The sequence below is a fragment of the Sphingomonas sp. UYAg733 genome, assembly GCF_054057355.1.
This window is the reverse complement of the sequence record NZ_JBSRZE010000007.1, coordinates 12,938-37,067: the sequence shown is the minus strand read 5'-3', so window position 1 is coordinate 37,067 and position 24,130 is coordinate 12,938. Positions and strand designations below refer to the sequence as shown.

The 24,130-nt window shown below is 64.3% G+C and carries 30 protein-coding genes and 1 pseudogene; 13 read left to right on the top strand and 18 right to left on the bottom strand.

Annotation, left to right across the window (positions count from 1 at the left end):
- Positions 1 to 11: 11 nt before the first annotated feature.
- From ACVWZA_RS13270 to ACVWZA_RS13255, 4 genes are all read left to right on the top strand, one after another.
- Positions 12 to 647, top strand: coding sequence for a PepSY-associated TM helix domain-containing protein (locus ACVWZA_RS13270; protein WP_457311706.1), 636 nt, complete (start codon positions 12 to 14; stop codon positions 645 to 647).
- Positions 648 to 687: 40 nt separating this feature from the next.
- Positions 688 to 1,206, top strand: a complete 519-nt coding sequence (locus ACVWZA_RS13265; protein ID WP_457311705.1) for a DUF2271 domain-containing protein — start codon at positions 688 to 690, stop codon at positions 1,204 to 1,206.
- A gap of 23 nt (positions 1,207 to 1,229) precedes the next feature.
- Complete coding sequence (locus tag ACVWZA_RS13260) at positions 1,230 to 2,045, top strand: DUF4198 domain-containing protein (RefSeq protein WP_457311704.1); 816 nt, start codon at positions 1,230 to 1,232, stop codon at positions 2,043 to 2,045.
- A 122-nt stretch (positions 2,046 to 2,167) separates the two neighbouring features.
- The gene (locus tag ACVWZA_RS13255; RefSeq protein WP_457311873.1) at positions 2,168 to 3,058 is read left to right on the top strand and encodes an FAD:protein FMN transferase; all 891 of its coding nucleotides are present in this window, start codon (positions 2,168 to 2,170) and stop codon (positions 3,056 to 3,058) included.
- A gap of 17 nt (positions 3,059 to 3,075) precedes the next feature.
- Here the strand turns inward: ACVWZA_RS13255 and ACVWZA_RS13250 are convergent, their stop codons facing one another.
- A complete protein-coding gene (locus ACVWZA_RS13250; protein ID WP_457311703.1) occupies positions 3,076 to 4,506 on the bottom strand; it encodes a hypothetical protein in 1,431 nt (476 codons plus the stop codon).
- The gene (locus tag ACVWZA_RS13245; RefSeq protein WP_457311702.1) at positions 4,494 to 5,015 is read right to left on the bottom strand and encodes a TetR/AcrR family transcriptional regulator; all 522 of its coding nucleotides are present in this window, start codon (positions 5,013 to 5,015) and stop codon (positions 4,494 to 4,496) included. Before ACVWZA_RS13245 ends, ACVWZA_RS13250 begins: the two co-directional genes overlap by 13 nt.
- Before the next feature lie 235 nt (positions 5,016 to 5,250).
- Here ACVWZA_RS13245 and ACVWZA_RS13240 point away from each other — a divergent pair, with 235 nt between their 5' ends.
- Positions 5,251 to 5,607: a VOC family protein gene (locus ACVWZA_RS13240; RefSeq protein ID WP_457311700.1), complete on the top strand. Its 357-nt coding sequence runs from the start codon at positions 5,251 to 5,253 to the stop codon at positions 5,605 to 5,607.
- A gap of 14 nt (positions 5,608 to 5,621) precedes the next feature.
- Here the strand turns inward: ACVWZA_RS13240 and ACVWZA_RS13235 are convergent, their stop codons facing one another.
- The 14 genes and pseudogenes from ACVWZA_RS13235 to ACVWZA_RS13170 form a co-directional block, all read right to left on the bottom strand.
- Positions 5,622 to 7,136 (bottom strand): PH domain-containing protein, encoded by a 1,515-nt coding sequence (locus tag ACVWZA_RS13235; RefSeq protein ID WP_457311699.1) that lies wholly within the window; start codon positions 7,134 to 7,136, stop codon positions 5,622 to 5,624.
- The gene (locus ACVWZA_RS13230) at positions 7,130 to 7,606 is read right to left on the bottom strand and encodes a PH domain-containing protein (RefSeq protein ID WP_457311698.1); all 477 of its coding nucleotides are present in this window, start codon (positions 7,604 to 7,606) and stop codon (positions 7,130 to 7,132) included. The genes ACVWZA_RS13235 and ACVWZA_RS13230 overlap by 7 nt, the downstream gene beginning before the upstream one ends.
- Positions 7,607 to 7,730: 124 nt before the next feature.
- Positions 7,731 to 8,297 carry a DUF922 domain-containing protein gene (locus tag ACVWZA_RS13225; protein ID WP_457311697.1) on the bottom strand — a complete coding sequence of 189 codons (567 nt, stop codon included), beginning with the start codon at positions 8,295 to 8,297 and terminating at the stop codon, positions 7,731 to 7,733.
- 7 nt (positions 8,298 to 8,304) lie between these two features.
- The gene (locus tag ACVWZA_RS13220; RefSeq protein ID WP_457311696.1) at positions 8,305 to 8,988 is read right to left on the bottom strand and encodes a Fe2+-dependent dioxygenase; all 684 of its coding nucleotides are present in this window, start codon (positions 8,986 to 8,988) and stop codon (positions 8,305 to 8,307) included.
- The gene (locus tag ACVWZA_RS13215) at positions 8,985 to 9,722 is read right to left on the bottom strand and encodes a tetratricopeptide repeat protein (RefSeq protein ID WP_457311695.1); all 738 of its coding nucleotides are present in this window, start codon (positions 9,720 to 9,722) and stop codon (positions 8,985 to 8,987) included. The genes ACVWZA_RS13220 and ACVWZA_RS13215 overlap by 4 nt, the downstream gene beginning before the upstream one ends.
- A gap of 72 nt (positions 9,723 to 9,794) precedes the next feature.
- Complete coding sequence (locus tag ACVWZA_RS13210) at positions 9,795 to 12,368, bottom strand: TonB-dependent receptor (protein ID WP_457311694.1); 2,574 nt, start codon at positions 12,366 to 12,368, stop codon at positions 9,795 to 9,797.
- Positions 12,369 to 12,427: 59 nt separating this feature from the next.
- The gene (locus ACVWZA_RS13205; protein WP_457311693.1) at positions 12,428 to 12,685 is read right to left on the bottom strand and encodes a ribbon-helix-helix domain-containing protein; all 258 of its coding nucleotides are present in this window, start codon (positions 12,683 to 12,685) and stop codon (positions 12,428 to 12,430) included.
- Positions 12,686 to 12,734: 49 nt separating this feature from the next.
- Complete coding sequence (gene cobT / locus ACVWZA_RS13200; RefSeq protein ID WP_457311692.1) at positions 12,735 to 14,564, bottom strand: cobaltochelatase subunit CobT; 1,830 nt, start codon at positions 14,562 to 14,564, stop codon at positions 12,735 to 12,737.
- Positions 14,561 to 15,373 (bottom strand): hypothetical protein, encoded by an 813-nt coding sequence (locus ACVWZA_RS13195; RefSeq protein WP_457311691.1) that lies wholly within the window; start codon positions 15,371 to 15,373, stop codon positions 14,561 to 14,563. Before ACVWZA_RS13195 ends, cobT begins: the two co-directional genes overlap by 4 nt.
- A gap of 9 nt (positions 15,374 to 15,382) precedes the next feature.
- Positions 15,383 to 15,772: a type II toxin-antitoxin system VapC family toxin gene (locus ACVWZA_RS13190; RefSeq protein WP_457311690.1), complete on the bottom strand. Its 390-nt coding sequence runs from the start codon at positions 15,770 to 15,772 to the stop codon at positions 15,383 to 15,385.
- Positions 15,769 to 16,050 carry a type II toxin-antitoxin system Phd/YefM family antitoxin gene (locus ACVWZA_RS13185; protein WP_457311872.1) on the bottom strand — a complete coding sequence of 94 codons (282 nt, stop codon included), beginning with the start codon at positions 16,048 to 16,050 and terminating at the stop codon, positions 15,769 to 15,771. Before ACVWZA_RS13185 ends, ACVWZA_RS13190 begins: the two co-directional genes overlap by 4 nt.
- Positions 16,051 to 16,100: 50 nt before the next feature.
- Positions 16,101 to 17,105 (bottom strand): cobaltochelatase subunit CobS, encoded by a 1,005-nt coding sequence (cobS, locus tag ACVWZA_RS13180; protein WP_457311689.1) that lies wholly within the window; start codon positions 17,103 to 17,105, stop codon positions 16,101 to 16,103.
- Between the two features lie 79 nt (positions 17,106 to 17,184).
- Positions 17,185 to 17,484 (bottom strand): annotated as a pseudogene (locus ACVWZA_RS13175) (DUF6958 family protein).
- Between the two features lie 5 nt (positions 17,485 to 17,489).
- Complete coding sequence (locus ACVWZA_RS13170) at positions 17,490 to 18,197, bottom strand: winged helix-turn-helix transcriptional regulator (protein ID WP_457311688.1); 708 nt, start codon at positions 18,195 to 18,197, stop codon at positions 17,490 to 17,492.
- A gap of 72 nt (positions 18,198 to 18,269) precedes the next feature.
- On the opposite strand from ACVWZA_RS13170, the gene ACVWZA_RS13165 reads away from it, so the two are divergent.
- The 8 genes from ACVWZA_RS13165 (at position 18,270) to ACVWZA_RS13130 (ending at position 22,993) form a co-directional block, all read left to right on the top strand.
- Positions 18,270 to 18,695 (top strand): nuclear transport factor 2 family protein, encoded by a 426-nt coding sequence (locus ACVWZA_RS13165; protein ID WP_457311687.1) that lies wholly within the window; start codon positions 18,270 to 18,272, stop codon positions 18,693 to 18,695.
- Between the two features lie 37 nt (positions 18,696 to 18,732).
- Positions 18,733 to 19,173 carry a VOC family protein gene (locus ACVWZA_RS13160; protein ID WP_457311686.1) on the top strand — a complete coding sequence of 147 codons (441 nt, stop codon included), beginning with the start codon at positions 18,733 to 18,735 and terminating at the stop codon, positions 19,171 to 19,173.
- A 150-nt stretch (positions 19,174 to 19,323) separates the two neighbouring features.
- Positions 19,324 to 19,722 carry a DoxX family protein gene (locus ACVWZA_RS13155; protein ID WP_457311685.1) on the top strand — a complete coding sequence of 133 codons (399 nt, stop codon included), beginning with the start codon at positions 19,324 to 19,326 and terminating at the stop codon, positions 19,720 to 19,722.
- Positions 19,723 to 19,756: 34 nt separating this feature from the next.
- Complete coding sequence (locus ACVWZA_RS13150) at positions 19,757 to 20,416, top strand: glutathione S-transferase family protein (protein ID WP_457311684.1); 660 nt, start codon at positions 19,757 to 19,759, stop codon at positions 20,414 to 20,416.
- 35 nt (positions 20,417 to 20,451) lie between these two features.
- Positions 20,452 to 21,171 (top strand): DUF1428 domain-containing protein, encoded by a 720-nt coding sequence (locus ACVWZA_RS13145; RefSeq protein WP_457311683.1) that lies wholly within the window; start codon positions 20,452 to 20,454, stop codon positions 21,169 to 21,171.
- Between the two features lie 34 nt (positions 21,172 to 21,205).
- Complete coding sequence (locus ACVWZA_RS13140; RefSeq protein WP_457311682.1) at positions 21,206 to 21,982, top strand: VOC family protein; 777 nt, start codon at positions 21,206 to 21,208, stop codon at positions 21,980 to 21,982.
- Between the two features lie 42 nt (positions 21,983 to 22,024).
- Positions 22,025 to 22,513, top strand: a complete 489-nt coding sequence (locus ACVWZA_RS13135; protein ID WP_457311681.1) for a VOC family protein — start codon at positions 22,025 to 22,027, stop codon at positions 22,511 to 22,513.
- A gap of 135 nt (positions 22,514 to 22,648) precedes the next feature.
- Positions 22,649 to 22,993 (top strand): dihydrofolate reductase family protein, encoded by a 345-nt coding sequence (locus tag ACVWZA_RS13130; RefSeq protein WP_457311680.1) that lies wholly within the window; start codon positions 22,649 to 22,651, stop codon positions 22,991 to 22,993.
- Here the strand turns inward: ACVWZA_RS13130 and ACVWZA_RS13125 are convergent.
- Together ACVWZA_RS13125 and ACVWZA_RS13120 are read right to left on the bottom strand one after the other, a co-directional pair.
- Positions 22,884 to 23,360 (bottom strand): endonuclease domain-containing protein, encoded by a 477-nt coding sequence (locus ACVWZA_RS13125; RefSeq protein WP_457311679.1) that lies wholly within the window; start codon positions 23,358 to 23,360, stop codon positions 22,884 to 22,886. The two genes, ACVWZA_RS13130 and ACVWZA_RS13125, sit on opposite strands and share 110 nt — an antisense overlap.
- A 128-nt stretch (positions 23,361 to 23,488) precedes the next feature.
- Entirely contained in the window at positions 23,489 to 24,130 is a 642-nt protein-coding gene (locus ACVWZA_RS13120) for a J domain-containing protein (RefSeq protein WP_457311678.1), read from the bottom strand.

Below are 24,130 nucleotides of genomic sequence, written 5' to 3'. Positions count from 1 at the left end.
CGCCTCCACCAATGACCAGCCCGGCCGCGCGGCAGAAGCCACGGCGCAAGACCTTTTGGCTTAAACAGCTGCACACTTGGCATTGGATCAGTTCGGCCGTCAGCCTGATCGGCCTGTTGCTGTTCGCGATCACCGGTTTCACGCTCAACCATGCCGCCGATATCGAGGCCAGGCCGGTGTTCAGGGAACGCGCCGCGCAGCTTCCCGCACCGTTGCTGCCGCAGATCGCCCCGAACGACGCCCGCGATGCAAAGAAGCCGCTGCCCACCCCGGTCGCGCGCTGGGTCGAGCAGAATTTCGCGGTCGGCGCGGGCGGCGATGCGGAATGGTCGGCCGATGAAGTCTATCTGCCGCTGCCCCGCCCGGGCGGTGATGGCTGGGTGACAATCGCGCGCGCGACCGGCGCGGTGACGTCGGAATTCACCAATCGTGGCTGGGTTTCCTATCTCAACGATCTCCACAAGGGCCGCAATTCGGGTGCCGCGTGGAAATGGTTCATCGATGTGTTCGCCTTTGCCTGCCTGGTCTTTGCGCTGACCGGGCTGATCCTGCTGCAACTCCACGCCGCCAAGCGCCCGATCACCTGGCCGCTGGTCGCGCTCGGCTTCGCCATCCCGGCGCTCATCGCCATCATCTTCATCCATTAAGCCCGACGGCGATCGCCGTCTTCCTATCAGGGAGCAATCCATGCAGCTTCGCCACCACATCATCCTCTCCGGTACCGCTGCCGGCTTGATCGCCGCCGGCCCGGCCACGGCACAGTCGGTCGAGGTCTCGATCACCGTGCCGCGTTTGTCGGTCGCCGAATATCACAAGCCCTATGTCGCGGTGTGGATCGAGACGCCGGGCACACCCGCCAGGACGCTGTCGGTTTGGTACGACGTTGCCAAGGCCAAGAACGAAGGCCGCAAATGGCTCAACGAGGTGCGCAGCTGGTGGCGTGCCTCGGGTCGTTCCGGCCAATATGTCAGCGACGGCACCTCCGGCGCCACGCGTGCGCCCGGCGTGCAGAAACTGAGCTTCAATGCCGCCAGGCTCGGCGCGCTCAAGCCAGGCCAATATACGCTGGTGGTCGAAGCGGCGCGCGAAGTCGGCGGACGCGAAGCCGTGCGCCTGCCCTTCACCTGGCCGCCCAAGCCCGGCCAGACCGCCAAGGGCACCGGCACGACCGAACTAGGCGCCGTTTCCGCCACCTTCAAGCCATAAGCTTCAACAGGGGATTTTCGACCATGACATCGCTCCGCGCCAAACTCCTCGCCGTCGCGCTCGGCTCCGCCGCGATCGCCGCCCCGCTGCAGGCGCACCGCCTCTGGGTGCTGCCGTCGACCACCATCGTTTCGGGCGACGACGACTGGATCACCTTCGATGCCGCCGCGTCGAGCGATTTGTTCTTCCCCGACCATCAGCCGCTCCGCGTTGAGCCGGCTGTGGTTCAGCCCGACGGCACGCCGGGCAAGGTCGAGCATGTCAATATCGGCCAGTACCGCGCGACCTTCGACCTGCACATGGTGCAAAAGGGCACCTATAAGCTGGTCGTGCAGAATGGCGGCGTGATGGGCAGCTTCAAGGTCGACGGCAAGGAACAGCGCCTGCCGCGCGGGACCAGGCCGGATCAGCTCGCGACCGCGATTCCGGCCGGCGCGACCGACGTCAAGCTGAGCGAGACGGTCAACCGCAACGAAGTGTTCGTCACTGCGGGCGCGCCGACCGAAACGGCATTGAAGCCGACCGGGGTCGGGCTCGAACTAGTGCCGGTGACTCATCCCAACGATCTGGTCGCTGGCGAGCCGGCGACGTTCAAATTCACCGCCGACGGCAAGCCGGCCGCGAAGCTGGTCGTGACCGTGATCGCCGGGGGCAGCCGTTATCGCGGATCGGTCGACGAGAAAACCTTCACCGCCGACGCACAGGGTCAGGTCGCGATCAGCTGGCCGGCGGCGGGCATGTACTGGATCAACGCCACCACCACCGCGCCGAGCGTCGCCATCCCCAAGGCGGAAAAGCGCATGAGCTACACCGCCGTGCTCGAGGTCCTTCACCCCTGAACATCTACGCGCCCCGACCGAACGGCGTCATTGAGCCCCGGATCGCCATCCCCGACGTGTCGGTCGATGCGTTTCGGCGGCGCGATCCGACTGCCGCGATCGCCGCGCTGTCGGGCGCGACGATGGGCACGACCTGGTCGGCGCGAATCGTCTCGTCGCGTCGGCCGCTTGAGCTTAAGACGGCAATCGAAGACGCGTTGCGCGGCGTCATCGCCGAGATGAGCGACTGGGAGCCGGACTCGCTGCTTTCGCGCATCAACCGCGCACCGGTCGGCACATGGCGGAGTCTGCGCGCCGATCTCGCTTATGTTCTCGATGCCGGGCTGGCGATCGCCCGGACGAGCGACGGCGCGTTCGATCCCGCCGCCGGCACGCTGGTCGACCTATGGGGCTTCGGCCCCGCCGGCCGCTGCACCGCGCCGCCCGCTGCGAGTGCGTTGGAAGAGGCAGCGTCCGGCTGGCCGGCGATCGAGCGGCAGGGCAATCGCGTGCGCCGCACTGCCGATGTCCGGATCGACCTGTCGGGAATCGCCAAGGGCTTCGGTGTCGATGCGCTGGTCCGCGCCTTGCGTTCGATCGGGGCGCACGACTTCCTGGTCGAGATTGGCGGCGAACTGCGTGCCGAAGGCGTGAAACCCGATGGCCAACCCTGGTGGGTCGATCTCGAAGCGCCGCCGGGCGCGCGGCTCACGCCGCTCCGTGTCGCGCTGCATGGTATCGCGGTCGCCACGTCGGGCGATTACCGCCGGTTCTTCGACGCCGAGGGCAGGCGCTATGCCCACACGATCGACCCACGCACGCGCCGGCCGGTGGTCAACGATGTGGTGTCGGCAAGTGTCGTCCATGCCGAATGCATGATCGCCGACGCCTGGGCGACCGCTCTGACCGTGCTCGGCCCGGAAGCGGGAATCGCGCTGGCGACGCGCGAAGGCCTGGCGGCGCGGATCGTGGTGCACAAGGGTGAAGACCACCAGGAATATCTGTCGCCGGCTTTAACCGCGATGCTCGAATGACGACTCTCCCGCTATCGTCAGACTGGATCCGACCCCGGCACGAGCAGGGCGAGTAGCGCCACGTAGAACAGGCAGATGGTCGGCAGGAGGTAACGCACCGGATCGGCGACGCCGAACACGACCAGCATGCCGAAATTCCCCAAGGCGAGGCCGGCCGGGAGCAACGCGCCGAGCCGGATGCCCTCGCGCCGCCTGAGCCCGCACAACAGCAGGATCGCCAGCGATCCAATCATGGCGACGGATTGTACTTTGGGATATCTCAACAGGCCCGTTTCGAGCCACTGGAACGGCTGGTCGGCAGGGCGGGTCTGCCATAGCTGGACCGGACGGTTCGCCCGCAGCCGCGTCATCATCTCGCTCATTTCGAGCGCGCCGATGGGCGAGGCGGTATCGTTGACTGCCACCCCTGCGATCCCCCAGGTCGCATGATCCTGCGACCGTAACAGATAACCGGCATAGGTCAGCCGATGCTGAGCATAGGCGATCGGGTGCGACACGATTTCGGTCGCCCATCGACGCGTCAGCGGCCCGTCCAGCGGGTCGTAGGCGGCCGAATAACCGGCACATGGCCCCCATGGCGCGAACGGATCCCACATATTGGGCATGAAGCATTTCCCGATCGGCGGCAGTTTTGCGGCGGGCCAACCGGGGACCTTTGCGAACGCGTTCGTTCCCGTTCGCAGCGAGATCGCGGCAAGGTCGAAAATGACCAATTGCTTGTCGGGATGCATATCCTTGGCATGGAACAGGGCGCGATCGACCACGCGGTTCAACGGGACGGCGAGCAGACCCATCAGCAGCGCCACGGCGACGACGGCACCATAAATCTTCGGCGATCGCACGGCGAATGGCAGGAGCATGGCGATGCACAGGACGAAGGTCAGGAAGTTCGGCGCCTTGATCAACAGCATGAACAAGACGAGCAGCGCGAGCGCGATATAATGTGCATAGCCAAGCCGCACGTGCAGCCCATAACGGATCAATTGCACCGCGATCAGCAGTGTCGCGACGGTCACAATGTCCTTGCCGAGATAACCAAAGCTTCCGGCCAGTGTGAGACGAAAGAGCAATTCCAGCGCAAGCGTCAGCCGTCCTCTCATGGTCGGCAAGGTGCGCGGCAGGAAACCGGCGAAGAGCCCAAACAAAATCGATTGGATCAGCAGCCCGCCCGCCGGCTGTCCCAGCAGCGGTCCGGGCAAGCTCCATAGCCAGCCCAGGGTCGCGGAGTGCCAGTTGCCGAGCTCGCCGGGCGAGGTCATGGTGATGACGCTGTACAGCGAATCCTGATTTAGCCGCCCCGGATAACCGATCGCGAAGCAGATCGTGGCGAACAAGACGCCCACCGGCCAATAGAAACCAAGCGCTGGATCGGTAAAGCGTGGGGCTTCGATCCCTTGCCGCAAGCCGTGCAGCAGTGATGAATGGCGTGCCAGGCCTATGAGCTGCACGGCGGCGCCAACTGAGACGTGACGACCGAAGCATTGTCCGTGAGATGCCGCGCGAACACCGTGACCGGACAGGCGACCTCGCCGACCAGCCACATGCGGAGCATCGCCAGTTGCCCTGCCGCCGCCGCAGTCGCGATCAACGCATGCGGCATGGTGGCTGACACTCCCTCCAGCCGCTCGTCGATCATCGCGGCGAGCCTGCGCTGCAGCTTGGGCAAGCGGTCGGGATCAAAGATGACCCGGGCCAATGCGCGCTGTTGCCACATATGGTCGAGCATCATGCGCAGGCGCGCCATGTTGCCGCGGCCAGTAGCGGCATCCGCCAATGGTCCGAAAATCGGATCGATGACCGCGACCAGCACATCGTCCTTGTTGCGGAAATGTTCGTAAAAGGTCGAGCGGCCGATATCGGCTTCGGCAATCAGGTGCGCGGTACGGATCGTCTCGTAGCGCCGCGTAAAGAGCAGGCGGGTAAAGGCGCCGATAATCGCCGTCCGTGTCCGGCGCACTCGCCGATCCTGGTCCCCATCATCCTCGGATCCCTGCCTCATCCGGCAAGAATACACGATTCGCGCCGCCGATGAGCGACTATCGGCTGACCAATGCCGGAGTTTTTGGCATGATCGTCCGGAAACGGAGTCCCGCCGGTCCTTGTCCGTCGCGATGCGGTGACGCATGAAACAGAGTGTCCAGCGTCCTGAGCGCCGGATTTGGACGCCATTGGACCACTGAGGAAGGGACAGAATGACCGAGACCCATCGGGCGACCGCCATCGTGCCGAGCGACGATCTGGATGTCAGCGAAGCCTTTTACCGAAAGCTCGGCTTTCAGGTGGAAAGCGATTATGGCGACTATCGCATCCTTGCCGATGGCCGGGGCTGGCATCTGCACCTGACCAAGTGCGCGGGATGGCCGGCAAAGGTCGAGGACAATCCCTTTGGCCTGTATCTGTATGTCGATGATGTCGATGCGGTCGCCGACCGCGTTCGCGACCTGATCATCGAGAAAGGCACGCCGCACCTCAAGCCCTGGGGCACGTATGAGTTCGCGGTGAGCGACCCCAGTGGCACGCTTGTTCGGATAGGTCGCGCCATCACATGAGTTAGGGTGGGCGATCAGCCGGCGCTCGCGTCGCGCTCCGGGGCAATCCGCCGGACGTCCAGGCGCCGGGTCAGGTCCGCAACCAGCGCGGCTGCGGCGCTCTCTCTCAAATCGTGAATGTCGGGGCCGGCGAAGATGCCGGCGCCTGCCGTGTCGATGCACACGCTAGCCAGGCCGAGCCGGCGCTGGATCCAGCCGCGGCTGAGCGTGATCGACTGGATACGCGCGATCGGCACTACCCAGAGCGTGCGCGCGACGACGCCACGCTGAACCTGGAGCAAGTCACCGTCCAGCGCATAGCGGTGATACTTCCTGCGCAGCAGCGCGATAGCGAGCGTCGGCAGGAGAAGTGGCAAGGCGAACAGGGCCTCCAGTTTCCAAAATGCGGCCGCCGCGATCACCAGGGCAGGCAGTGCGACGCTGCGCAACATGGTCCGCCAGACGTGCCGGTGAGACACTTGCGTCATATCGACCGGGTCGATCCGGGGCAGCCGGAGGGCATCCAGCAAGCGGTCGAGCTCGTCGGCCCGGGCGAGCGGCGCGAGATCCTGACGGCCGGTTGCACCCTCCCCGCCGAGCAGCTGCCCGCGCAACCGCTGCCAGCCCAGCCAGCGCCGGAGCGGACCCGAGTCGATCGCCGCGAGCTGAATCCGCGGCAGCGCGATGACCGTTTCGCTCCGCGTCAACAGGCCACGCACCCGGCGCAGGCGCCCGCCATCGTCGGACAAGGAGAAACCATAGTCGCGTAGCGTCGTCCGGATCAGCCCCGCAACCACACCGAGCACAAGGACCAGCATCGCGCCGGTCGCGATGGCCGCAACCCAGGAGCCGGTCTGCGCGGCACCAATTCTGTCGGTACGATCGGCGGCGGCGCGCCAAAAGGTTTCGTCGTCGATGCCGAGCGCAGGCGCGAGAAACTGGACCGCGCCCAGTGCGACCGCGATCCACACGAGCGAGAAGTTGAACAGGCCGGAAAGCAGGACGCGCCCGGCGTCCATCGCGAACAGCAGCGAAGCTATCGGGGCCGGAACGGGGTCCGCCTGATTCTCCGGCGCTTCCGACACGACAGCGCCTGCCCGTTGTCGATGCAATACAGCACGAAGCCGTTCGGCCTCAGCCATCGACACGCTATCGAGCTTGCCCTCATCCTGCCCTGCCCCGCCGGTCTCCAGTGTCAACGTCGCCAGCCCGAACAGTCGTTGCAGCGGGCGTTGTTCGATGCCGACATCCGCCATGCGCTCATAGGGGATGGTCCGGCGATTGCGGCTGAGCACGCCGCTCTCGATGACCACCGCGTCGTCGGTCAGCAGGTAAGTGAACCGTCGCCACGCGATCCAGCGCAGCACAGCCGTGGCCAGAAAGACGGCAGCCGCCGCCCCGAGCACCAGAAGAAGGTCCATCTTGCCCACCACCGCCAGGAGTGCCGGAAGGCCGAGAAACGTCGAGGGAGCACCGCGTGCGACCGACACCAGCATGGTTGCCGGATGGAGTCGCCTGGGACCGCCATCGAGCCCGGCCTCACTCACCATTGTTCGGCCCTGATATGGCCGCGAATAGTATCGCGCAGGCTTTCGGCGGTCTCGCGCGTTACGCCCGGCAGCGTCACGGTCGCGTGCGCCGTGCCCGCGGTATGGAGAACGAGGCGCGCAAGACCAAGCGCCCGTTCCAGCGGCCCCTGTGCCACGTCGATATGCTGCACCCGGGCGAGCGGTACGACCGTATGGACCGTCGTCCAGACGCCATGCGCGACGTGGAGTTCATCCTCCTGCAAGGCCCAGCCCCATGCGGCCCAGCGCCGGCGCGGCGCGATCAGCAACGACCATAGCGCGACCAGGCCGAGGGCGAGCGCGAACGGCCAGCCGGGCAGATCGAGTTCACTGCGCGCGGCAAAGCCCGCCCCCAGGCCACCGGCGGCGAGCGCGAGCGACGGCACCAGCGCCCCGACATGTATGACGATGCGCTGACCGGTTTCGAGGGGGCCGAGGTGGACATCGCTCATTTCTGGCATGCTCTTTTTGCAGCGATACGCGCGGGCCGTGGACCATCGTGGCAGCTGAATGGATCGCCCCGCCATCGACAGGTCATGCGCGGCGATACTTCCCCCGAGCGTAATCACCAATAGCTCAGGGAAAGACCGCGCCCTGCGTTTCGCCGTGGCGCGTCTGGCGATCATATTCGATGTTATATTGGTCGATCTTTTCGATCGCCGCCGTGGCTGCTGCGTCGATCGTTGCGCAGGTCGCGCCCCTGATCGCCGTCAGCACCTCGTCGTGATGGTCGTACGCATAACGAAGATGGCCGGCCTCATGCTTTTCCAGCGCCGCGATATAAATTTGCCAGCGCGCCCGCAGTTCGGGCGACAGCGAGGCCGGCGCGGTCAGGCGCGGCATCACCACGGTGGCCGAAAAAGACAATGTGATCGAGGCGAGATCGCAGCCGCCCTTGCCGTCGCCCTTCTGACTCCAGGTCATGCCCCAGTTGCTCAGCGCATCGACCTTTTTGCCGTCATGCGGATCTGTCGGCCTGACCTCGTCGATCGCCAGACGCAGATCGCTGGCGGTGATCCCCGCCACATCATAATAAGCGTAGGTGATGTCGGGCACACCGGCAAAGGCATCGGTCGATTGCGCGATCGCGACCGGTGCCGACAGCGATGCCAGCAACAGGACAAGGCAGGCACGGCGCATCATCGCTCGCTCACGCCTCGGCCCAGCGGCGCAGCAGATTGTGATAGACTCCGGTAAGCTGGATCACCGCCGCATCGCCCAGACCTTGCGCAGCGGCGACCGACTGCACCGCCTGGTCGAGGTCGAACAGGATGCGCCGCGCGCCATCGTCGCGCACCATCGACTGTATCCAGAAAAAGGACGCGGTGCGCGTGCCGCGCGTCACCGGCTCGACCTTGTGCAGGCTCGATGCCGGATAAAGCAGCATATGGCCGGCGGGCAGCTTGACCGATTGCTGGCCGAACTGATCCTCGATCACCAGTTCACCACCGTCATAATCCTCGGGCGGTTCGAGGAAGAGTGTGGCCGACAGGTCGCTGCGGATACGAAAATCGCTGCCGCGCCGGATGCGGATCGCATTATCGACATGCAGGCCGAATTCCTGGCCGCCGGCATAACGGTTGAACAGGGGCGGGAAGACCTTGAGCGGGAGGGCCGCCGCGACAAACAAGGGCGACGCGGCGAGCGCGTCGAGCATCATATTACCGGCGCGCTTCGCGGCGTCCGATTCCTCAGGCAATTGCTGATTGCGCTTGGCCAGGGCGGATTGCGCGCCGGAGGTCGCATTGCCATCGATCCAATCGGCGGCGTCGATCAGCGCGCGCAGTTCGACTATTTGCCCGGCGCTCAGCACATCGGGAATGGCGATCATCATTTTACGCCGTTCCGCAATGCCGCAACGCCGCGCGTCGGGAAGCCGGCGGTATGCGAGGCGGCGAGCCAGACCGCAGCCTTGTCGATAAAAGCCGGCGTAGCGATTTCGCCGACCCGGCCGAGCCAGCCCAGCGCCTCGTCGATCCGGCCCGCCGTACCGAGCAGGCGCGCATGGTTGAACTGACCGCGAAAATCGCCGCCTTGCGCCGCGCGGGCATAATAACCGGCGGCCAGACCCAGATCGCGTTCGACCACCCAGCCATCCTCATGGAAGCTGCCGACGAAATTGATCGCCTTGGCGTTGCCCATAGCGGCGGCCTTTTGCAGCCAGCCGAGTGCCATCGCCTTATCCTCCGCCACGCCATCGCCGAGCGCGAGCAATGTCGCGTAATTGTACATCGCCCAGTCGAGGCCCTGTTCGGCCGCGACGCGGTAACATTCCGCGGCGCGGCGCTTGTCCGGCGCGGTGCCCCAGCCGAGATCGTAGCAGCGCCCGACCATGTTGAGCCCCATCACATGATGTTGCGCCGCTGCCTTGGTAAACCAGCCGAGCGCGTCGCGCGGGTCGGCCGTCACGCCGGCACCGTCGAGCAGCATTTGACCATAGACCGCCTGCGCCTCGGCCACGCCCGCCTCGGCCGCCTGACGCATAAATACCGCGCGCTCCTCCAGCGGGGCGGAGAGGCGCGCGGCGATATCGTCGGGCGTCAGTGTGTCGAGAGTCGCGCGGTCCATATGCTCAGCTAACCATTCCGCTCCGGCCGTGTCGAGCAAAGTCGCTCAAGCCGACCGGGGCGGAGGTCGCCTTCAGAAGCCGACGCTCAGGGTCGCAAAGGCCGAGCGGCCGGGGGCGATCGCGGCATAATGTGAGGTATAGACCTGGTTGAAATAGGTCTTGTCGGTCAGGTTCTGCACATTAACCGCGAGTTGCAACTTGTCGGTGAACTTATAGGCCACTCGAGCATCGAAGCGGACATAACCCGGCACGGTGCGCGAGATGATGCGGCTCGCCGGATTGACCGTGACCACACCAGCGTTGGTCTGGACCGCCGCGCGGTTGTCCTGATACCCGCCGAACACGCGGCTGGTGTAGAAAGCGCCACCGCCGAACGACAATTTGCCGAGCACCACGCTGCTCCAGATTGTCGCGCTGTGCTTGGCGGTCTGCGGTGCCTGCTTGCCGGTGTTGACCGACACGACCTGCGTTGTCTTTGCCGGCTGGATGATCGTCGTCACGTCACCGACAGTTTGCGTGATCGCAGGGGCGGTCAGCACCGTGAACCCGCCATCGATGATCTTAGGGTCAAGATAGGTATAGCCGCCGAATACCGTCCAGCCAGGCAGGATCGTACCGTTGACGCCGAACTCGACACCGCGGATGCGGCGCTTGCCGATAAATTCGATCGTGTTGTTGGGTCCGGTGACGCGGGCATTGTCGGTATCGGTCTGGAATGCGGCGAGGCTCAGATTGAGCTTGCCTTCGAACAGGTCGGCCTTGGCGCCGACTTCGGCCGACCTGGTCTTTTCGACCCGGAGCGCATCAAGCGGCGTGAGGAGTGCGGCAGCGGGTGTCGTCGGCAGTGCATTGGGCTCCTGCCCTTCGCCAAGCAGCGAGTTAGGCGGCGTCGCGGCAGTCGCATAGCTGGCATAAAGGCTGGTGTTCTTGGTCGGTTTGAACACCAGGCCGACCTGATAGTTGAAAATCTCGTCAGTGCGCTCGAACTCGACCACGCTGGTCGCGGTCACCGCCTGGCCAGGGCGGACCTGGGTATGGAAGCGGTCGTAACGCAGGCCGATGTTGAGAATCAACGGTTCGGCGAGCGTGATCGAATCGAAGCCATAGACGCTTTGCGTGCTGGCATCGTTCTGCGTCTCGGCGATCGGCAGATTGCGCACGATCGGTGCTGCGACGTTCGACGTGTCGTTGGCGTAATTGACCCAGTTCGCGTCATTATTCGGATTGAACAGATCGACACAATAGAACCGCGCGATCGACGCGGCGTTGCAGCGCGGCGAGATGGTCGATCCGGTGGAGAGAAGTTCTGATCCCGTCGCGTTAACGAAACCACGCGTCACGAACGCGCCGCGCCGCGCCTCTTCCCAGGAGAATTCGGCGCCGACCGAGAAGCTGTGCTTGATCCCGCCCGTGTCGAAATCGCCGTACAGGTCGGTCTGATTGACGATGCTCTTGGTATAGCCATAGCGCGTGTTGGCGCGCGTCCAGACATAGCCGCCGGTCAGTACGTCACCCCGCGCACCGGCTGCACCGGTGGTCGGGTTGGTCGCCGCAGTGCCGAAGACATTGCCCTGGCTGTCGTCGGGCAGCAGGAAGATATAGGCCTGATCGTTATGCGTGAAGCGCGACGTGTTGCGCAGCGTCACATTGCCGAAATCATGCTCGATCCGGATGGTCGCCTGTTGCGTGGTCGCATCGCGGAAGTCGCGATTCTTCAGGCCGTAAAAGGTCGAACGATCGACCGTGCCGGTGCGCCCGCCGGCGGTGGTGATGGTGCCGAGCGCGGGCTCGGAGTAACTGCTGCCGAGCGGCGCGTTGGCGATGGTGTAAAGGAACGGGATGCCACTGTCGGGCAGCTCGTGACTTTCGAGATAATAATAGGACGCAGTTAGCCGGGTCGGCGTGCCGAGACCGATGGTGACCGACGGCGCGACGCCCCAGCGCTTTTGCCAGATCGCGTTGCGGCCGGCGACGTCCTGATCGTGCCACATGCCCTCGATGCGGAAGGCGACCGTGTCGCTGATTTTGTGGTTCACATCGATCGTCGCGCGCTTGTAATCGTCGGTGCCGTAGCTGATCGCGGCATTCACGAAATCCTGCCGACGTGGCAGTTTCGACAGGATGTTGATCGACCCGCCCGCACTGCCGCGGCCGCCGAGCGTCGAATCCGACCCGCGCACGATCTGGATCGAATCGACCGCGAAGACCTCGCGCGTCTGCGCGGCGAAATCCCGCACGCCATCGACATAGGTGCTGCCCTGGCTGTCAAAGCCGCGGATGAAAGGGCGGTCGCCGATCGGGTTGCCGCCCTCGGCCGCGCCGAAGGTGATGCCGGGCACTGTACGCAGCGCATCGGCCAGGCTGGCCGAGCCGGTTTCGTCGATCACGTCGCGCGGCAGCATGACCACCGAGCGCGGCGTATCGATCCGCGGCGCGACGTCCTTGGGCGAGGCGTCGGGTTGATCACGACGGTCCGTTACCAAGATGTCGTCATCCCGGCGCTGCGCGTCATCCGCTTCCTCGGCGGGCGCCGCGTCGGGCCCGTCCTTGGCCATCGCGGGCGCGGTCATGAAGGCACCGAAGCACGAAAGCGCAAGGAACGCGGGCGCGACGGTAGCGCGCGAGACTATGCCTGAACGGCGCATGACGGTGATCCCCTTGAAAGTCAGGGGCCGGCTATTGCGAGTCACTCTCATTGTCAACGCTATTGAGAGTAATTCTCACTAGAAAATTGGAAAAGCCAGGTTCGCAACGCGCTTGCGAGATTTGGCGGATCATCCGCCGTGATGCGCAGCGCGTCGATCTCGGCGATCAGCGCGTTGAGCGGCAGGGCGCGGGCATTGGCCGCCGACTCCAGCGCGGCCCAGAAAATTGGTTCGAGGCTGACCGAGGTCTGGTGGCCGGCGATGGTCACCGAACGTTTCAGCGGCCCCTGAAAGCCGGCCGGCGGGGTGGTAATCACCTAATTCCTCCCCCGGTTCCCGGGGAAGGATTTAGGGGCATCTCCTTTATCACTCGGTATCGAACAGCGCCGCGAGCTGTTCGATGATCGTGCCGCCGAGCTGGTCGGCATCCATGATCGTCACCGCGCGCTGGTAATAACGCGTCACGTCATGGCCGATGCCGATCGCGACCAGCTCGACCGGTGACTTGGTCTCGATCCAGCCGATCACCTGGCGCAAATGTCGCTCGAGATAGCTGCCCGAATTGACGCTAAGCGTCGAATCGTCGACCGGCGCGCCGTCCGAGATGACCATCATGACCTTGCGCTCCTCGGGCCGCCCGATCAGCCGCCCATGCGCCCAGAGCAACGCCTCGCCGTCGATATTCTCCTTGAGCAATCCTTCGCGCATCATCAGCCCGAGCGACGCCTTGGCACGACGCCATGGCTCATCGGCCTTTTTGAAGACGATGTGGCGGATATCGTTGAGCCGGCCCGGCTGCGGTGGACGCCCGGCGGCAAGCCAGGTCTCGCGCGCCTGCCCGCCCTTCCACGCACGGGTGGTGAAGCCGAGGATCTCGGTCTTGACCCCGCAGCGCTCCAGCGTGCGCGCGAGGATGTCGGCGCTGATCGCGGCGATCGAGATCGGGCGTCCGCGCATCGAGCCGCTATTGTCGATCAGCAGCGTTACGACGGTATCGCGGAAGTCGGTTTCGCGCTCGATCTTGTAGCTCAGCGAGAGCATCGGGTTAACCACGATCCGCGCCAGCCGGGCGGCATCGAGAATACCTTCTTCCTGATCGAAATCCCATGAGCGGTTTTGCTGCGCCATCAACCGGCGCTGCAACCGGTTGGCGAGCTTGGTCACCACGCCCTGGAGATGGACGAGCTGCTGGTCGAGATAGGAGCGCAGCCGCGCCAGTTCGTCGGCGTCGCACAGCTCGGTCGCGGCAATCACTTCGTCATAGGCGGTGGTCCAGGCCTTATAGTCGAACTGCGCGCCGAAATCATGCAGCGGGCGATTGGGACGGACTGGGAGCATGCCCTCCTCGCCCTCGTCGCCCGGCTCGCCGTCCATGTCGTCATACTGATCGTCGCCCTGCTCGGTCGATTCGCCATCCTGCGATTCGGCGTCGCGGTCCTGGCCGCGCGCCTCAATCTCGCCCTGACCTTCCTCGCCCTCGCTCTCGCCTTCGTCGCCCTCGTCGGATTGCTGGTCGTCGGTGCCTTCGTCGTCGCTGCCACCCTCTTCGCTATCGTCGGGGATCATGTCTCCCTCGATCAGTTCGAGATCCTCGAGCAAGCGCGTCGCCAGCGTCGCAAAGGCGCGCTGGTCGTCGATCGCCAGCGCCAATGAATCGAGATCGTGCCCGGCCTTGTCCTCGATCCAGTCGCGGATCAGCGCCATGCCCATCGCGCTTGCGGCGGGCGCCTGCGCGCCCGTCAGCCGTTCGCGCACCATCAGCCCGAGCGCCGTCGACAGCGGCACTTCCTCGCGGTTGCGCGCGCGGGTGATCGGGTCGGCGCGCAGCTTCATGTCGAGCGCAGTCGCCAGATTGGCGGCGATGCCGGCATAGCCGCGCGCCCCAAGCGCTTCGACGCGCGCGCCTTCGACCGCGTCGAACACCGCGCGTGCCACCGCGTCGCCCGGCGCGATGCGGGCGTGAAGCGCCGCATCATGGTGCTTGAGCCGAAGCGCGAAGCCATCGGCGAAGCCGCGCGCCTCCGCCACCTGATCGGCCGGCAAGGTGCGCGCCGGCATCGGTACCTTGATATGCTTGCCCGACTGGGTCGGCGCGTCGGCGGTGAAGGCCAGTTCGATCTCGGGCTCGTCGGCAAGCGCACGCGACGCGCCGCCAAGCACGGCCTTGAACTGGTCGAGGGGGGTTTCGGTCGTCATTGGCTCAGCTCTGGCAGGACGATATGCCCGGGCGCAAGATCGCGGTTCATGATCACCGTCGCCTCGCCCGATTTCGCGTCGTAGGCAAGTAAAGTGATCACCGCACCCGCGATGATGTCGTGCGCAGGAAGCTTAACGGTCGACACCGTGTGGCGCGCGCCGGGCAGCGCGCGCATGCGCCCAAAGCCCGATGCCTCGAGATCGAACGACACACTGCCTTTCTCGCCGCCGCTGCCGACATAGCGCAGCCGGACTACGCTCTCGCCGCCGAGCGGCAACCCTTCGATCAGGCCATATTCCGCCTTGGGAATGGCGAAGGGCAATTTACTCTTGCCCTTGGCGCCGACCAGGAACGCATGGTCGAACCACGAATCACCATCGGCGTCGATCAGGCAATAACGCGTGTCGAGCTTGGTCGGACGCAGCGCGCCGACCAGCCCGAACAGCATCTGGCCGGTCATCACCTTGCCGATCGCCCCTTCCCTGCCCTCCTCGCAAAACACTCGCTGCGGATCGCCGGGCAAGCCCGGCACGCTGGCCGCCGCAACCACTGAGCCGCGCCCGAACGCACGCTTCTCGCCCGACTGATCGAGCGCGATTGGCGTGACCAGGATCGCCGCATCGGGCCGGCCTAGGACGCTCATCGCGACGATCGTGCCCGGCATCACCTTCTGCTCGCCCGCCGGGGTCAGCGACGGCAGCATACGCAGCGGCGGCGCGCCGATCTTGTAATCGGCCGCGGCAATTAGGAGGACCGCGGCGGCAAGCATTCCCGCACGAGGAAGCAATCGAATCGGTAGGATAAGCATCGCGCCCTGCTACCAGATCACATCGCAGCCGAATGCAGCGAATTCGGGATCGCGGGTGATTACCGACATGCCTTCGATCAACGCCTGCGCGGCAAGCAGGCGATCGAATGGATCGCGGTGTGCACCCGGGAGGAAACCGGCGCGCATGGCATGGTCGTCGGCCACCGCCAATGATTCGAAGCCGTTCGATTCCATCAATGGCTTATAATCGCGCTCGAAATTTTCGATTTCAGCCAATTTGCCCGACTGCGTCTTGATCGCGATCTCCCAGACGCTCGCTACGCTCACGACGATTGCATGGTCGCCGGCGGCGATAAGTTCACGTCCCGCTGGCCCCAGCCGATCGGGATTGGTCCACCACCAGATTAAACCGTGCGTATCGAGGAGATAGCGGCTCACAGCCGGTGTTTATCCAGCGGTTTGCCTTCCCAGAGTTCGAGCTCCTCCTCGGGCAAGGGATCGAACCACACAGAATCGGGGATCGGCGCTGTGATAACCAGTCCACCGGGTTGCCGACGCAGCTTTGGCGTGTCGGTCATCGGCACCAGCCGCGCATAAGGTTTACCGGCCTTGGCAAGGATGATCTCCTCACCGGCATGCGCGCGGTCGAGCAGCTTGGACAAATGGGTCTTCGCGTCGTGGACGTTGACGATGGCAGGCTTGGTCGGCGCATTCATCACCGCAACTCCATATGGACTTAGCTAACCTAGTCCATATAGCGCAACAATCAAGCCTTGCCGACAACGCTCTCGGGCAAATCCTTACCGAACACGCGCTGATAATATTCCGCCACCAGCGCACGTTCCGTCTCGTCGCACTTGTTGAGAAACGACAGGCGAAAGGCGAAGCCGACATCGCCGAAGATCAGCGCATTCTGCGCCCAGGTGATGACAGTGCGCGGGCTCATCACGGTCGAGATATCGCCATTCATGAAGCCGCGCCGGGTCAGGTCGGCGACGCGGACCATATCCTCGACCGCCTTCTTTCCCTCGGGCTTGTCATACTCACCCGACTTGGCGAGCACGATCTGCGCCTCGACCGCGGCGGGCAGATAGTTGAGCGTGACGACGATGTTCCAGCGGTCCATCTGTCCCTGGTTGATCTGCTGCGTGCCGTGATAGAGCCCGCTGGTATCACCAAGGCCGACCGTGTTGGCGGTCGAGAAGAGGCGGAACCAGGGGTTGGGCCGGATCACGCGGTTCTGGTCGAGCAGGGTCAGCTTGCCCTCGGTCTCCAGCACCCGCTGGATCACGAACATCACGTCGGGACGGCCGGCATCATATTCGTCGAACACCAAAGCGGTCGGCGTCTGCAGCGCCCAGGGCAGCAGGCCTTCGCGGAATTCGGTGATCTGCTTGCCGTCCTTGAGCACGATCGCGTCGCGCCCGACCAGGTCGATACGGCTGATATGCGCGTCGAGGTTGATGCGGATGCACGGCCATTTCAGGCGCGCCGCGACCTGTTCGATATGAGTCGATTTGCCGGTGCCGTGATAACCCTGCACCATGACGCGGCGGTTGTGCGCGAAGCCGGCACAGATTGCGAGCGTGGTATCCGCGTCGAAGACATAGGCCGGATCGAGATCGGGCACGCGCTCGTCGGCCTCGCTGAATGCGGGGACCTGCATGTCCGAATCGATGCCGAACACATCACGGACGCTGATCATCTTGTCCGGCGCCTCCATGATCGTCGTCTCACGGCTGTCGGGCTGGGTATTGGGGATGTCGGTCATGGATCGCCTCACGTCTGGCCCAAGCCCTTAGGACAAGCGCGCCCCAACACTCAACACTTCTGGATCAACTTCTCGACACTTAAAGCCGATAAAGCCGCACCGGCGAGCCGTCGGCCCGCGCAATCACCCGCTTTGCTTCCTGGTCGAGCTGGACCGCCTTGATCCACTAGCCGGCCTTGTCGCCACCCGGAAACAGCGAGTCGAGCAGACGCGGCAGCACCGCCGCCTTCAATGCGGGAACGGTCATCCCCTGCAGGCTTGTCGGCAGGCTGGCGAGCATGGCATCGCGCATCGCGGCGAATTTCTCGGCATCGACATTGTACGTCTTGCCCGGCTGGATGACATTCTCGATCGCGATGCGGTTCGGCTTGGTTGCCATTGCCTTCACTCCTTGGGGGGCGGGGAATTTTTCGGAGGCAACGGGAACAGTGTCACGAACCGGTCGAGTAGCGCCCGGTCGCCCGTCACCGTCAACATGCCCGCCGCCTCGGCATCGGCGATCGGCAGTCCGCCATAAACTGTCGCCGCCAGCATCATCGGCGTGGTCGACAAGATCAGATCGGCATCCGACGGATCGGCGCGTCGGATCGGAATGCCGTCCGCGACAAGCTCCGCCACGAATGTCTCCGCGCCGAACCGGAAGCCGATCGTCGCGGCCAGGCCGGTCGCCCGATCAGGCGCATACATGGTGCGAAACGACATCATGATCGACGCCGCGCTCAGCGGCAGCGTCGAATCGTGCGCGGGCGAGCGCACCGCCCAGCGTCCCAGTTCCTTGATCGCGCCCTCGCTCTGGTAACCCCAGGGGGTCAGGCCATAGACCTGTACCGATGCCGGCGGCGGCAGTTTATGCCGTTCGACTATCCCCGCACCCTCCATGCCCTCGAGCCGCTGAGTCAGCACATTGGCGCTGATTCCGGGCAGGCCGGCGCGCAATTCACCAAAGCGTCGCGGACCGAACATAAGCTCACGCACGATCAACAGGGACCAGCGCTCGCCGACCAGTTCCATCGCCAGGGCGGTACCGCAGGCATCGTCGTACCAACGCTTTTCAGCCGCTTTTATCGAATCAGTTACTTTTTCTAACTTCATGGTTGCTTTTAATAACTCATACTGGCATCAGATGCAACATCGAGTCGCAAAACAGCCGGAAGGGACGAGACAATGACCAACGACACAAAGGCGATCCGCACCGTGATCGACGGGCGCAGCGCCAGTGTCCGGCGCGGCGACGCCGAAGCGGCGGTCGCGGTCAGCGCTAGCGACATCGTCGCTTACGACTTGCAACCGCCGCTCGCCTTTTCCGGCGACGCGGCGCGGAACGCCGACACGTTGCGGCAATGGATGGCGGACTGGGCAACCATTCCGACGATTGTGCTGCACGATCCGCGGATCATGATCGATGGCGATCTGGCCGTCGCGCACGGCTTGAGCAGCATGTCCGGCGCCAATGAAGGCAAGGATTTCTGGTACCGGACGACGATCGTCCTGCGCCGCGCCGATGACAGCTGGCGGATTGTCCAGGAGCACAACTCGGTGCCCTTTCTGATGGATGGCAGCATGAAGGCGGCCGTCGACCTGCAACCCTGAACCCTAACCCATCCTACCCAAAAAAAGGACAAGACCGATGGCCAAGATGATTTTCGTGAACCTGCCGGTGACCGACGTCGCGAAATCGACCGACTTCTACAAGTCGATCGGCGCGGAGCAGAATCTGATGTTCAGCGACCCGACCGCATCGTGTATGGTGTTTTCCGACACGATCCACGCAATGCTGCTGAGCCATGAAAAGTTCGCCCAATTCGTTCCCAGGCGGAAGATCGCCGATGCGCATGACGCGGTCGGCATGCTGATCTGCATTTCCGAGGACAGCCGCGCCAGCGTCGATGCGGTGGTCGACAGGGCGAGCGCGGCCGGCGGCAAGGCCGATGCTACGCCAAGCCAGGATTTCGGTTTCATGTACAGCCGCAGCTTCGCCGATCCCGACGGCCATATCTGGGAAGTGATGTGGATGGACCCTGCGGCGGCCACTGCCGGCCCTGAAGCGATGGCCGACGCCGCCGCCTGACGGCGCACGCCACAAAGGATTAAGGTCATGCGCAAGCTCACCCCGTTCATATCCGGTGCCTGCGGTTTCGCCGTCACCGTGATCGCCACCCTCGTGCACGGCGCGATGACTGGCGCGCCCCTGTTCGTCTGATCCGTGAAGGAACCACCCATGTCCTCCCCACCCAACACAAAGACATTATGGGCCGGCCGCGTGCTGAGCGGGCTAGCGATCTTCGCGCTCGGCCTGGATGCGATAGCCAAGCTCACCGTACCGCGGTTGATGATAGACAATAGTCCGCCACTTGGTCTTGCGCCCGATCCCGGCCTTTACCGCACAATCGGAACGATCCTGCTGGTTGGCGTCGTGCTTTATGCCTGGCCACGCACCGCTTTTCTCGGCGCGCTGCTGATCACCGCGTTCCTCGGCGGGGCGGTTGCGGTGAACCTTCGCGCCGACATGCCGTTGTTCAGCAACACGCTGTTCGGCGCCTATGTCGGGCTGGTCGCCTGGGCCGGGCTGTGGCTGCGCGATCCGCGCGTCCGGGCGTTGCTGCCGATCGCTCGATGACGTTGGAAACTCACGAAAAAGAAGGAGCAGGATGATGACTTCCCCCTCAATCGAAATCACCGCTTTTCGCTGGGTGCCGGACTTTGCACGCGGTGTGGTGCGCGACATCCGGGTGCGCTGGGCGCTGGCCGAAGCCGGCATCCCCTATCGGGTGCGGCGGCTCGACGCGACCACCCAGCGCCCGGCGGACTATTTCCACGAACAGCCCTTCGGCCAGGTGCCGGTGTTCGTCGAAGGCGATCTCGCCCTGTTCGAAAGCGGTGCGATCGTGCTGCACATCGGCGAGCGCAGTGATGCGCTGCTCCCCGCCGACACGGCCGGGCGCGCCCGTGCGACCTGCTGGGTGATCGCGGCGCTCAACAGCATCGAGCCGATGACCCTCGAACTGGTCAATATCGATGTCTTCAACGCCGGCGAGCAATGGGCGGCGCTGCGCCGGCCCGAGGTGGAGCGGAAGGTGCGTGAGCGCTTGTCGCGCCTGTCGGACTGGCTTGGCGAGAAAGACTATCTCGAAGGCAGCTTTACCGCAGGCGACCTGATCACGGCCTCGGTGCTGCGCAATCTGCGTCACACCGGGTTGGTCGGCGAACATGCCAATCTCGCCGCCTATCTCGCGCGGTGCGAGGCGCGGCCAGCATTTCAGCAGGCCTTGGCCGAACAACTGGCCGATTTCGAAGACCGCGAGGCAGCCTGAGCCGCACCATATTTCACTCGATAAGGAGAGAAACGATGAGCTATATTCAAGGTTTCGTACTTGCCGTGCCGACGGCCAGTAAACAGGCTTATATCGACCATGCGGCCAAGTCCGTGGCGTTCTTCCGCGATTTCGGCATGGCCCGCATGGTGGAGAATTGGGGTGACGAGGTTCCCGATGGCAAGGTCACCGACTTCAAGCGCTCGGTGAAGGCCAAGGACGACGAAACCGTCCTGTTCAGCTGGCTCGAATGGCCCTCCAAGGAGGTGTATCAGGACGGCATGAAGCGGATGATGGAGGATCCGCGCATGGCCGAAATGGGCGAGATGCCGTTCGACGGCAAACGCATGATCTATGGCGGCTTCGAACCGCTGCTCGACGACGGCCCGGGCGGATCGACCGGCTATGTCGACGGTTATCTCGTGCCGGTCGAGGCCGGCAAAAAGGACGCGTATCGCGGCATGGCGAACAAGGCATCGACCGTTTTCCGCGACCATGGCGCGACTCGCGTGGTCGAAGCCTGGGGCGATGACGTGCCCGATGGCACCGTCACCGACTACAAGGGCGCAGTGCAGGCGACCGGCGACGAGCATGTCGTCTTCTCCTGGGTCGAATGGCCCTCGAAAGAGACCCGCGACGCCGGCATGGCCAAGGTCATGGAAGACCCGCGCATGAAGCCGGATGCCGGCTCTGAAATGCCGTTCGACGGCAAGCGCATGGTCTATGGCGGCTTCGCCCCTATCCTCGACCGCTGAACCAAGACGCGCAATTTTTGACAGGAGAGAGACGATGACGAATCCTGAAGGCACCCCGATCTGGTACGAATTGCTGACCGCCGATCCCGATGCGTCCAAGGCATTCTATGATAACGTGATCGGCTGGACGATCGAGGCGCAGCCGTCGGGCGACATGGATTATCGCATGATCGATACCGGCAATAATGGTCTGGTCGGCGGCCTGATGCGCGTGACGCCGGAGATGGTCGCGAACGGCGCCAAACCCACCTGGCTGTTCTATATCGGCGTCGATGACGTCGATGCCTCGGTCGACAAGATCAAGGCGGCCGGCGGCAGCGTGCTGATGCCCGCCTGGGACATCCCCGATATCGGCCGTCTCGCGATGGTCGCCGATCCGCAAGGCATCCCCTTCTACGTCATGCGCGGCACGAGCGATGAAGGCAGCACCGCCTATGACCGGATGGGCATGGGCAAGTGCAATTGGAACGAGCTGTCGACGCCCGATCAGGATGGGGCCAACGCTTTCTACGCCACGGTGTTCGGCTGGACCTATCCCGACAAGATGGAGATGCCGGGCATGGGTGATTATGTCTTCATCGCCGTCGGCGACCAGACGATCGGCGCGACGATGTCGCATCAGCCGAACAGCCCGCCGCCGGCCTGGCGATTCTATTTCCGTGCGCCCGACATCGAAGTCGCGGCGCAGAAGGTGAAGGACAGCGGCGGCACCGTCCATATGGGTCCGATGGAGGTTCCCGGCGGCGACCGCATCATCGTCGCGAGCGACCCTCATGGCGCGATGTTCGGCGTCGTCGGGCCGGGCCAGTAAGGGCCAGAAGCAACAAGAGCGGGGCCAATGAGGAAAGAGAATATGACCAGGATCTCTCCCTGTCTGTGGTTCAACCACAATGCCGAGGAGGCGGCCGAATTCTACGCCGCGACCTTCCCCGACTCCAGCGTCGACGCGATCAACCTCGCGCCCGGCGACAATCCTTCCAGCAAGCAAGGCAGTGTGCTGACGGTCGAATTCACCGTGCTCGGCATGAAGTTCCTTGGCCTGAACGGCGGCGACATGTTCAAGTTCGATGAGGCCGTGTCCTTCCAGGTCTATACCGACAACCAGGAAGAGACCGACCGCTACTGGAACGCGATCGTCGATAATGGCGGCGCGGAGAGCATGTGCGGCTGGTGCAAGGACAAGTTCGGCCTATCCTGGCAGATCACGCCGCGCGCGCTGACGAATGCGATGACCAATCCGGACCCGGCCGCTGCCAAACGGGCGATGGATGCGATGATGACGATGAAGAAGATCGACATTGCGGCGATCGAACGCGCGGTAGCCGGAGAGCTTGTCGCTTAGGTCAATCGGCCGGCACGTCCCCCAACGCCCCTCCTCCGTAGCGCGGAGGAGGTCAGGCGGACACGTCCTCGCACCGCTTCCGGAAAGGCATTCTCATGAGAAAGATCATCGCCGGCGTCTTCCAGTCGCTCGACGGTGTCATGCAGGCGCCCGGCGGGCCGAGCAAGGACCCGACCGAGCGACGGTCCCAATCTGCTGATCCAGGGCAGTTCGAAACTCTATCCCACCCTGCTCGAGTCAGGCCTGATCGATCGGCTGTTCGTGATGACCTTCCCGGTCATCCTCGGTGGCGGCAAGCGCTTGTTAGAAAAGGGCGTGAAGCCCGGCGCGCTCGAGCTCATCGATCACAACGTCTCGACCACCGGTGTGATCATCGCGACCTATCAACCCGCCGGCCCGGTGCCGACCGGTTCGTTCGCGATGCCCGAGCCGAATGTGCTTGAGCGCGCCCGCCAGGAACGAATGAAGCGCGAGGGGTAACTAATCCTCCCTCGCGAAGCGGGGGAAGGGGACCGCGCGCTGCTTGACGCGTGGTGGAGGGGGCTTCGCCGCGAGCGCCGACGGCTGCGAGGATGTGCTGCAGAACGCCGTCGAGGTTTTTCAACACGTCCTCGGCCCGGATTCGCAGCACCCGAATATCGCGATCGGCGAGCCAGCGGTCACGTACCTCGTCGCGCTGCGGGCGATCCCCGCGCGAGTGCGCCTCGCCGTCCACCTCAATCGCCAGCCGTGCCGCCGCGCAGTAGAAGTCGAGTGTATAGGGATCGGCCGGATGCTGACGCCTGAAGCGAAGGCCGTTCGGTTTTTTACGCAGTTCACGCCAGAGGAGCACTTCGGGAAAGGACATCTCACGCCTCAAACGCCTGGCATTGGCAATAGCCCGCTTTGATCCATTAAGCTCCACCCCAACCTCCCCATCAACCATTTGCTGAAGAAGCAAATGGTCCCCCTTCCCTTGGCGGGGAAGGATACGAGTCAGGCAAACGCCGCCGCGCTTTTCAACTGGGTGTAGGCCGCGATCACCTCCTGCAACGCATTCTCGTAGCTGCGGTCGCCGCCGTTGCGGTCGGGGTGATATTTGCGCACCAGTTCGGCGTAACGCGTCCGAAGGCCGCGCCGGTCGACATCGGTGCCGAGCCCGAGCACTTTCAGCGCGCGGCGGTCGCTCTCCGACAATATGCGCCCATCGGCGCGGGGCGCTTCGGTCGCTCGGCGAAAGCGCGCGCCGATCGCGTCGAGCGGATCAGTGAAGTCGGCCCAGGTCGGCGGGCGGTCCGCGCCCGAATGCGCAAAGGCCCGCGTCTCGCGCTCCCATCCGGCGAACGGGCGCTGGGCATCGTGGATCTCGTCGGCGTTCATCCCGTTGAAGAAATTATAGCGCGCATTGAAGGCGCGGACATGATCGAGGCAGAACCAGCGATAGGGTCGCGGGCCGTCGCTGCCGTTCGGGCCATCAAGCGCGGGCGCACGAAACTCGCCCGCCTCCGCGCATCCGGGCTCGGCGCAAACCCGGCCGCTGCCTTCTATGCGGCCATGGAAGCGTACACCCGGCCGGTCCCTCTTTTCATTCTCACCCACCTTCTTCTCACTCACAGCGCCACGCGGCTCCCCGAACAT

Excerpts from the sequence above, each read along its gene's own strand:
- ACVWZA_RS13210 (WP_457311694.1), bottom strand. The coding sequence starts at position 12,368 with ATGCGCCGTTCAGGCATAGTCTCGCGCGCTACCGTCGCGCCCGCGTTC.
- ACVWZA_RS13140 (WP_457311682.1), top strand. The coding sequence starts at position 21,206 with ATGACGAATCCTGAAGGCACCCCGATCTGGTACGAATTGCTGACCGCC.
- ACVWZA_RS13155 (WP_457311685.1), top strand. The coding sequence starts at position 19,324 with ATGTCCTCCCCACCCAACACAAAGACATTATGGGCCGGCCGCGTGCTG.
- ACVWZA_RS13215 (WP_457311695.1), bottom strand. The coding sequence starts at position 9,722 with ATGGACCGCGCGACTCTCGACACACTGACGCCCGACGATATCGCCGCG.
- ACVWZA_RS13255 (WP_457311873.1), top strand. The coding sequence starts at position 2,168 with ATGGGCACGACCTGGTCGGCGCGAATCGTCTCGTCGCGTCGGCCGCTT.
- ACVWZA_RS13160 (WP_457311686.1), top strand. The coding sequence starts at position 18,733 with ATGGCCAAGATGATTTTCGTGAACCTGCCGGTGACCGACGTCGCGAAA.
- cobT (WP_457311692.1), bottom strand. The coding sequence starts at position 14,564 with ATGACGACCGAAACCCCCCTCGACCAGTTCAAGGCCGTGCTTGGCGGC.
- ACVWZA_RS13195 (WP_457311691.1), bottom strand. The coding sequence starts at position 15,373 with ATGCTTATCCTACCGATTCGATTGCTTCCTCGTGCGGGAATGCTTGCC.
- ACVWZA_RS13165 (WP_457311687.1), top strand. The coding sequence starts at position 18,270 with ATGACCAACGACACAAAGGCGATCCGCACCGTGATCGACGGGCGCAGC.
- ACVWZA_RS13125 (WP_457311679.1), bottom strand. The coding sequence starts at position 23,360 with ATGTCCTTTCCCGAAGTGCTCCTCTGGCGTGAACTGCGTAAAAAACCG.
- ACVWZA_RS13135 (WP_457311681.1), top strand. The coding sequence starts at position 22,025 with ATGACCAGGATCTCTCCCTGTCTGTGGTTCAACCACAATGCCGAGGAG.
- ACVWZA_RS13185 (WP_457311872.1), bottom strand. The coding sequence starts at position 16,050 with ATGAATGCGCCGACCAAGCCTGCCATCGTCAACGTCCACGACGCGAAG.
- ACVWZA_RS13270 (WP_457311706.1), top strand. The coding sequence starts at position 12 with ATGACCAGCCCGGCCGCGCGGCAGAAGCCACGGCGCAAGACCTTTTGG.
- ACVWZA_RS13260 (WP_457311704.1), top strand. The coding sequence starts at position 1,230 with ATGACATCGCTCCGCGCCAAACTCCTCGCCGTCGCGCTCGGCTCCGCC.
- ACVWZA_RS13220 (WP_457311696.1), bottom strand. The coding sequence starts at position 8,988 with ATGATGATCGCCATTCCCGATGTGCTGAGCGCCGGGCAAATAGTCGAA.
- ACVWZA_RS13265 (WP_457311705.1), top strand. The coding sequence starts at position 688 with ATGCAGCTTCGCCACCACATCATCCTCTCCGGTACCGCTGCCGGCTTG.
- ACVWZA_RS13230 (WP_457311698.1), bottom strand. The coding sequence starts at position 7,606 with ATGAGCGATGTCCACCTCGGCCCCCTCGAAACCGGTCAGCGCATCGTC.
- ACVWZA_RS13150 (WP_457311684.1), top strand. The coding sequence starts at position 19,757 with ATGACTTCCCCCTCAATCGAAATCACCGCTTTTCGCTGGGTGCCGGAC.
- ACVWZA_RS13120 (WP_457311678.1), bottom strand. The coding sequence starts at position 24,130 with ATGTTCGGGGAGCCGCGTGGCGCTGTGAGTGAGAAGAAGGTGGGTGAG.
- ACVWZA_RS13235 (WP_457311699.1), bottom strand. The coding sequence starts at position 7,136 with ATGGTGAGTGAGGCCGGGCTCGATGGCGGTCCCAGGCGACTCCATCCG.
- ACVWZA_RS13145 (WP_457311683.1), top strand. The coding sequence starts at position 20,452 with ATGAGCTATATTCAAGGTTTCGTACTTGCCGTGCCGACGGCCAGTAAA.
- ACVWZA_RS13170 (WP_457311688.1), bottom strand. The coding sequence starts at position 18,197 with ATGAAGTTAGAAAAAGTAACTGATTCGATAAAAGCGGCTGAAAAGCGT.
- ACVWZA_RS13225 (WP_457311697.1), bottom strand. The coding sequence starts at position 8,297 with ATGATGCGCCGTGCCTGCCTTGTCCTGTTGCTGGCATCGCTGTCGGCA.
- cobS (WP_457311689.1), bottom strand. The coding sequence starts at position 17,105 with ATGACCGACATCCCCAATACCCAGCCCGACAGCCGTGAGACGACGATC.
- ACVWZA_RS13240 (WP_457311700.1), top strand. The coding sequence starts at position 5,251 with ATGACCGAGACCCATCGGGCGACCGCCATCGTGCCGAGCGACGATCTG.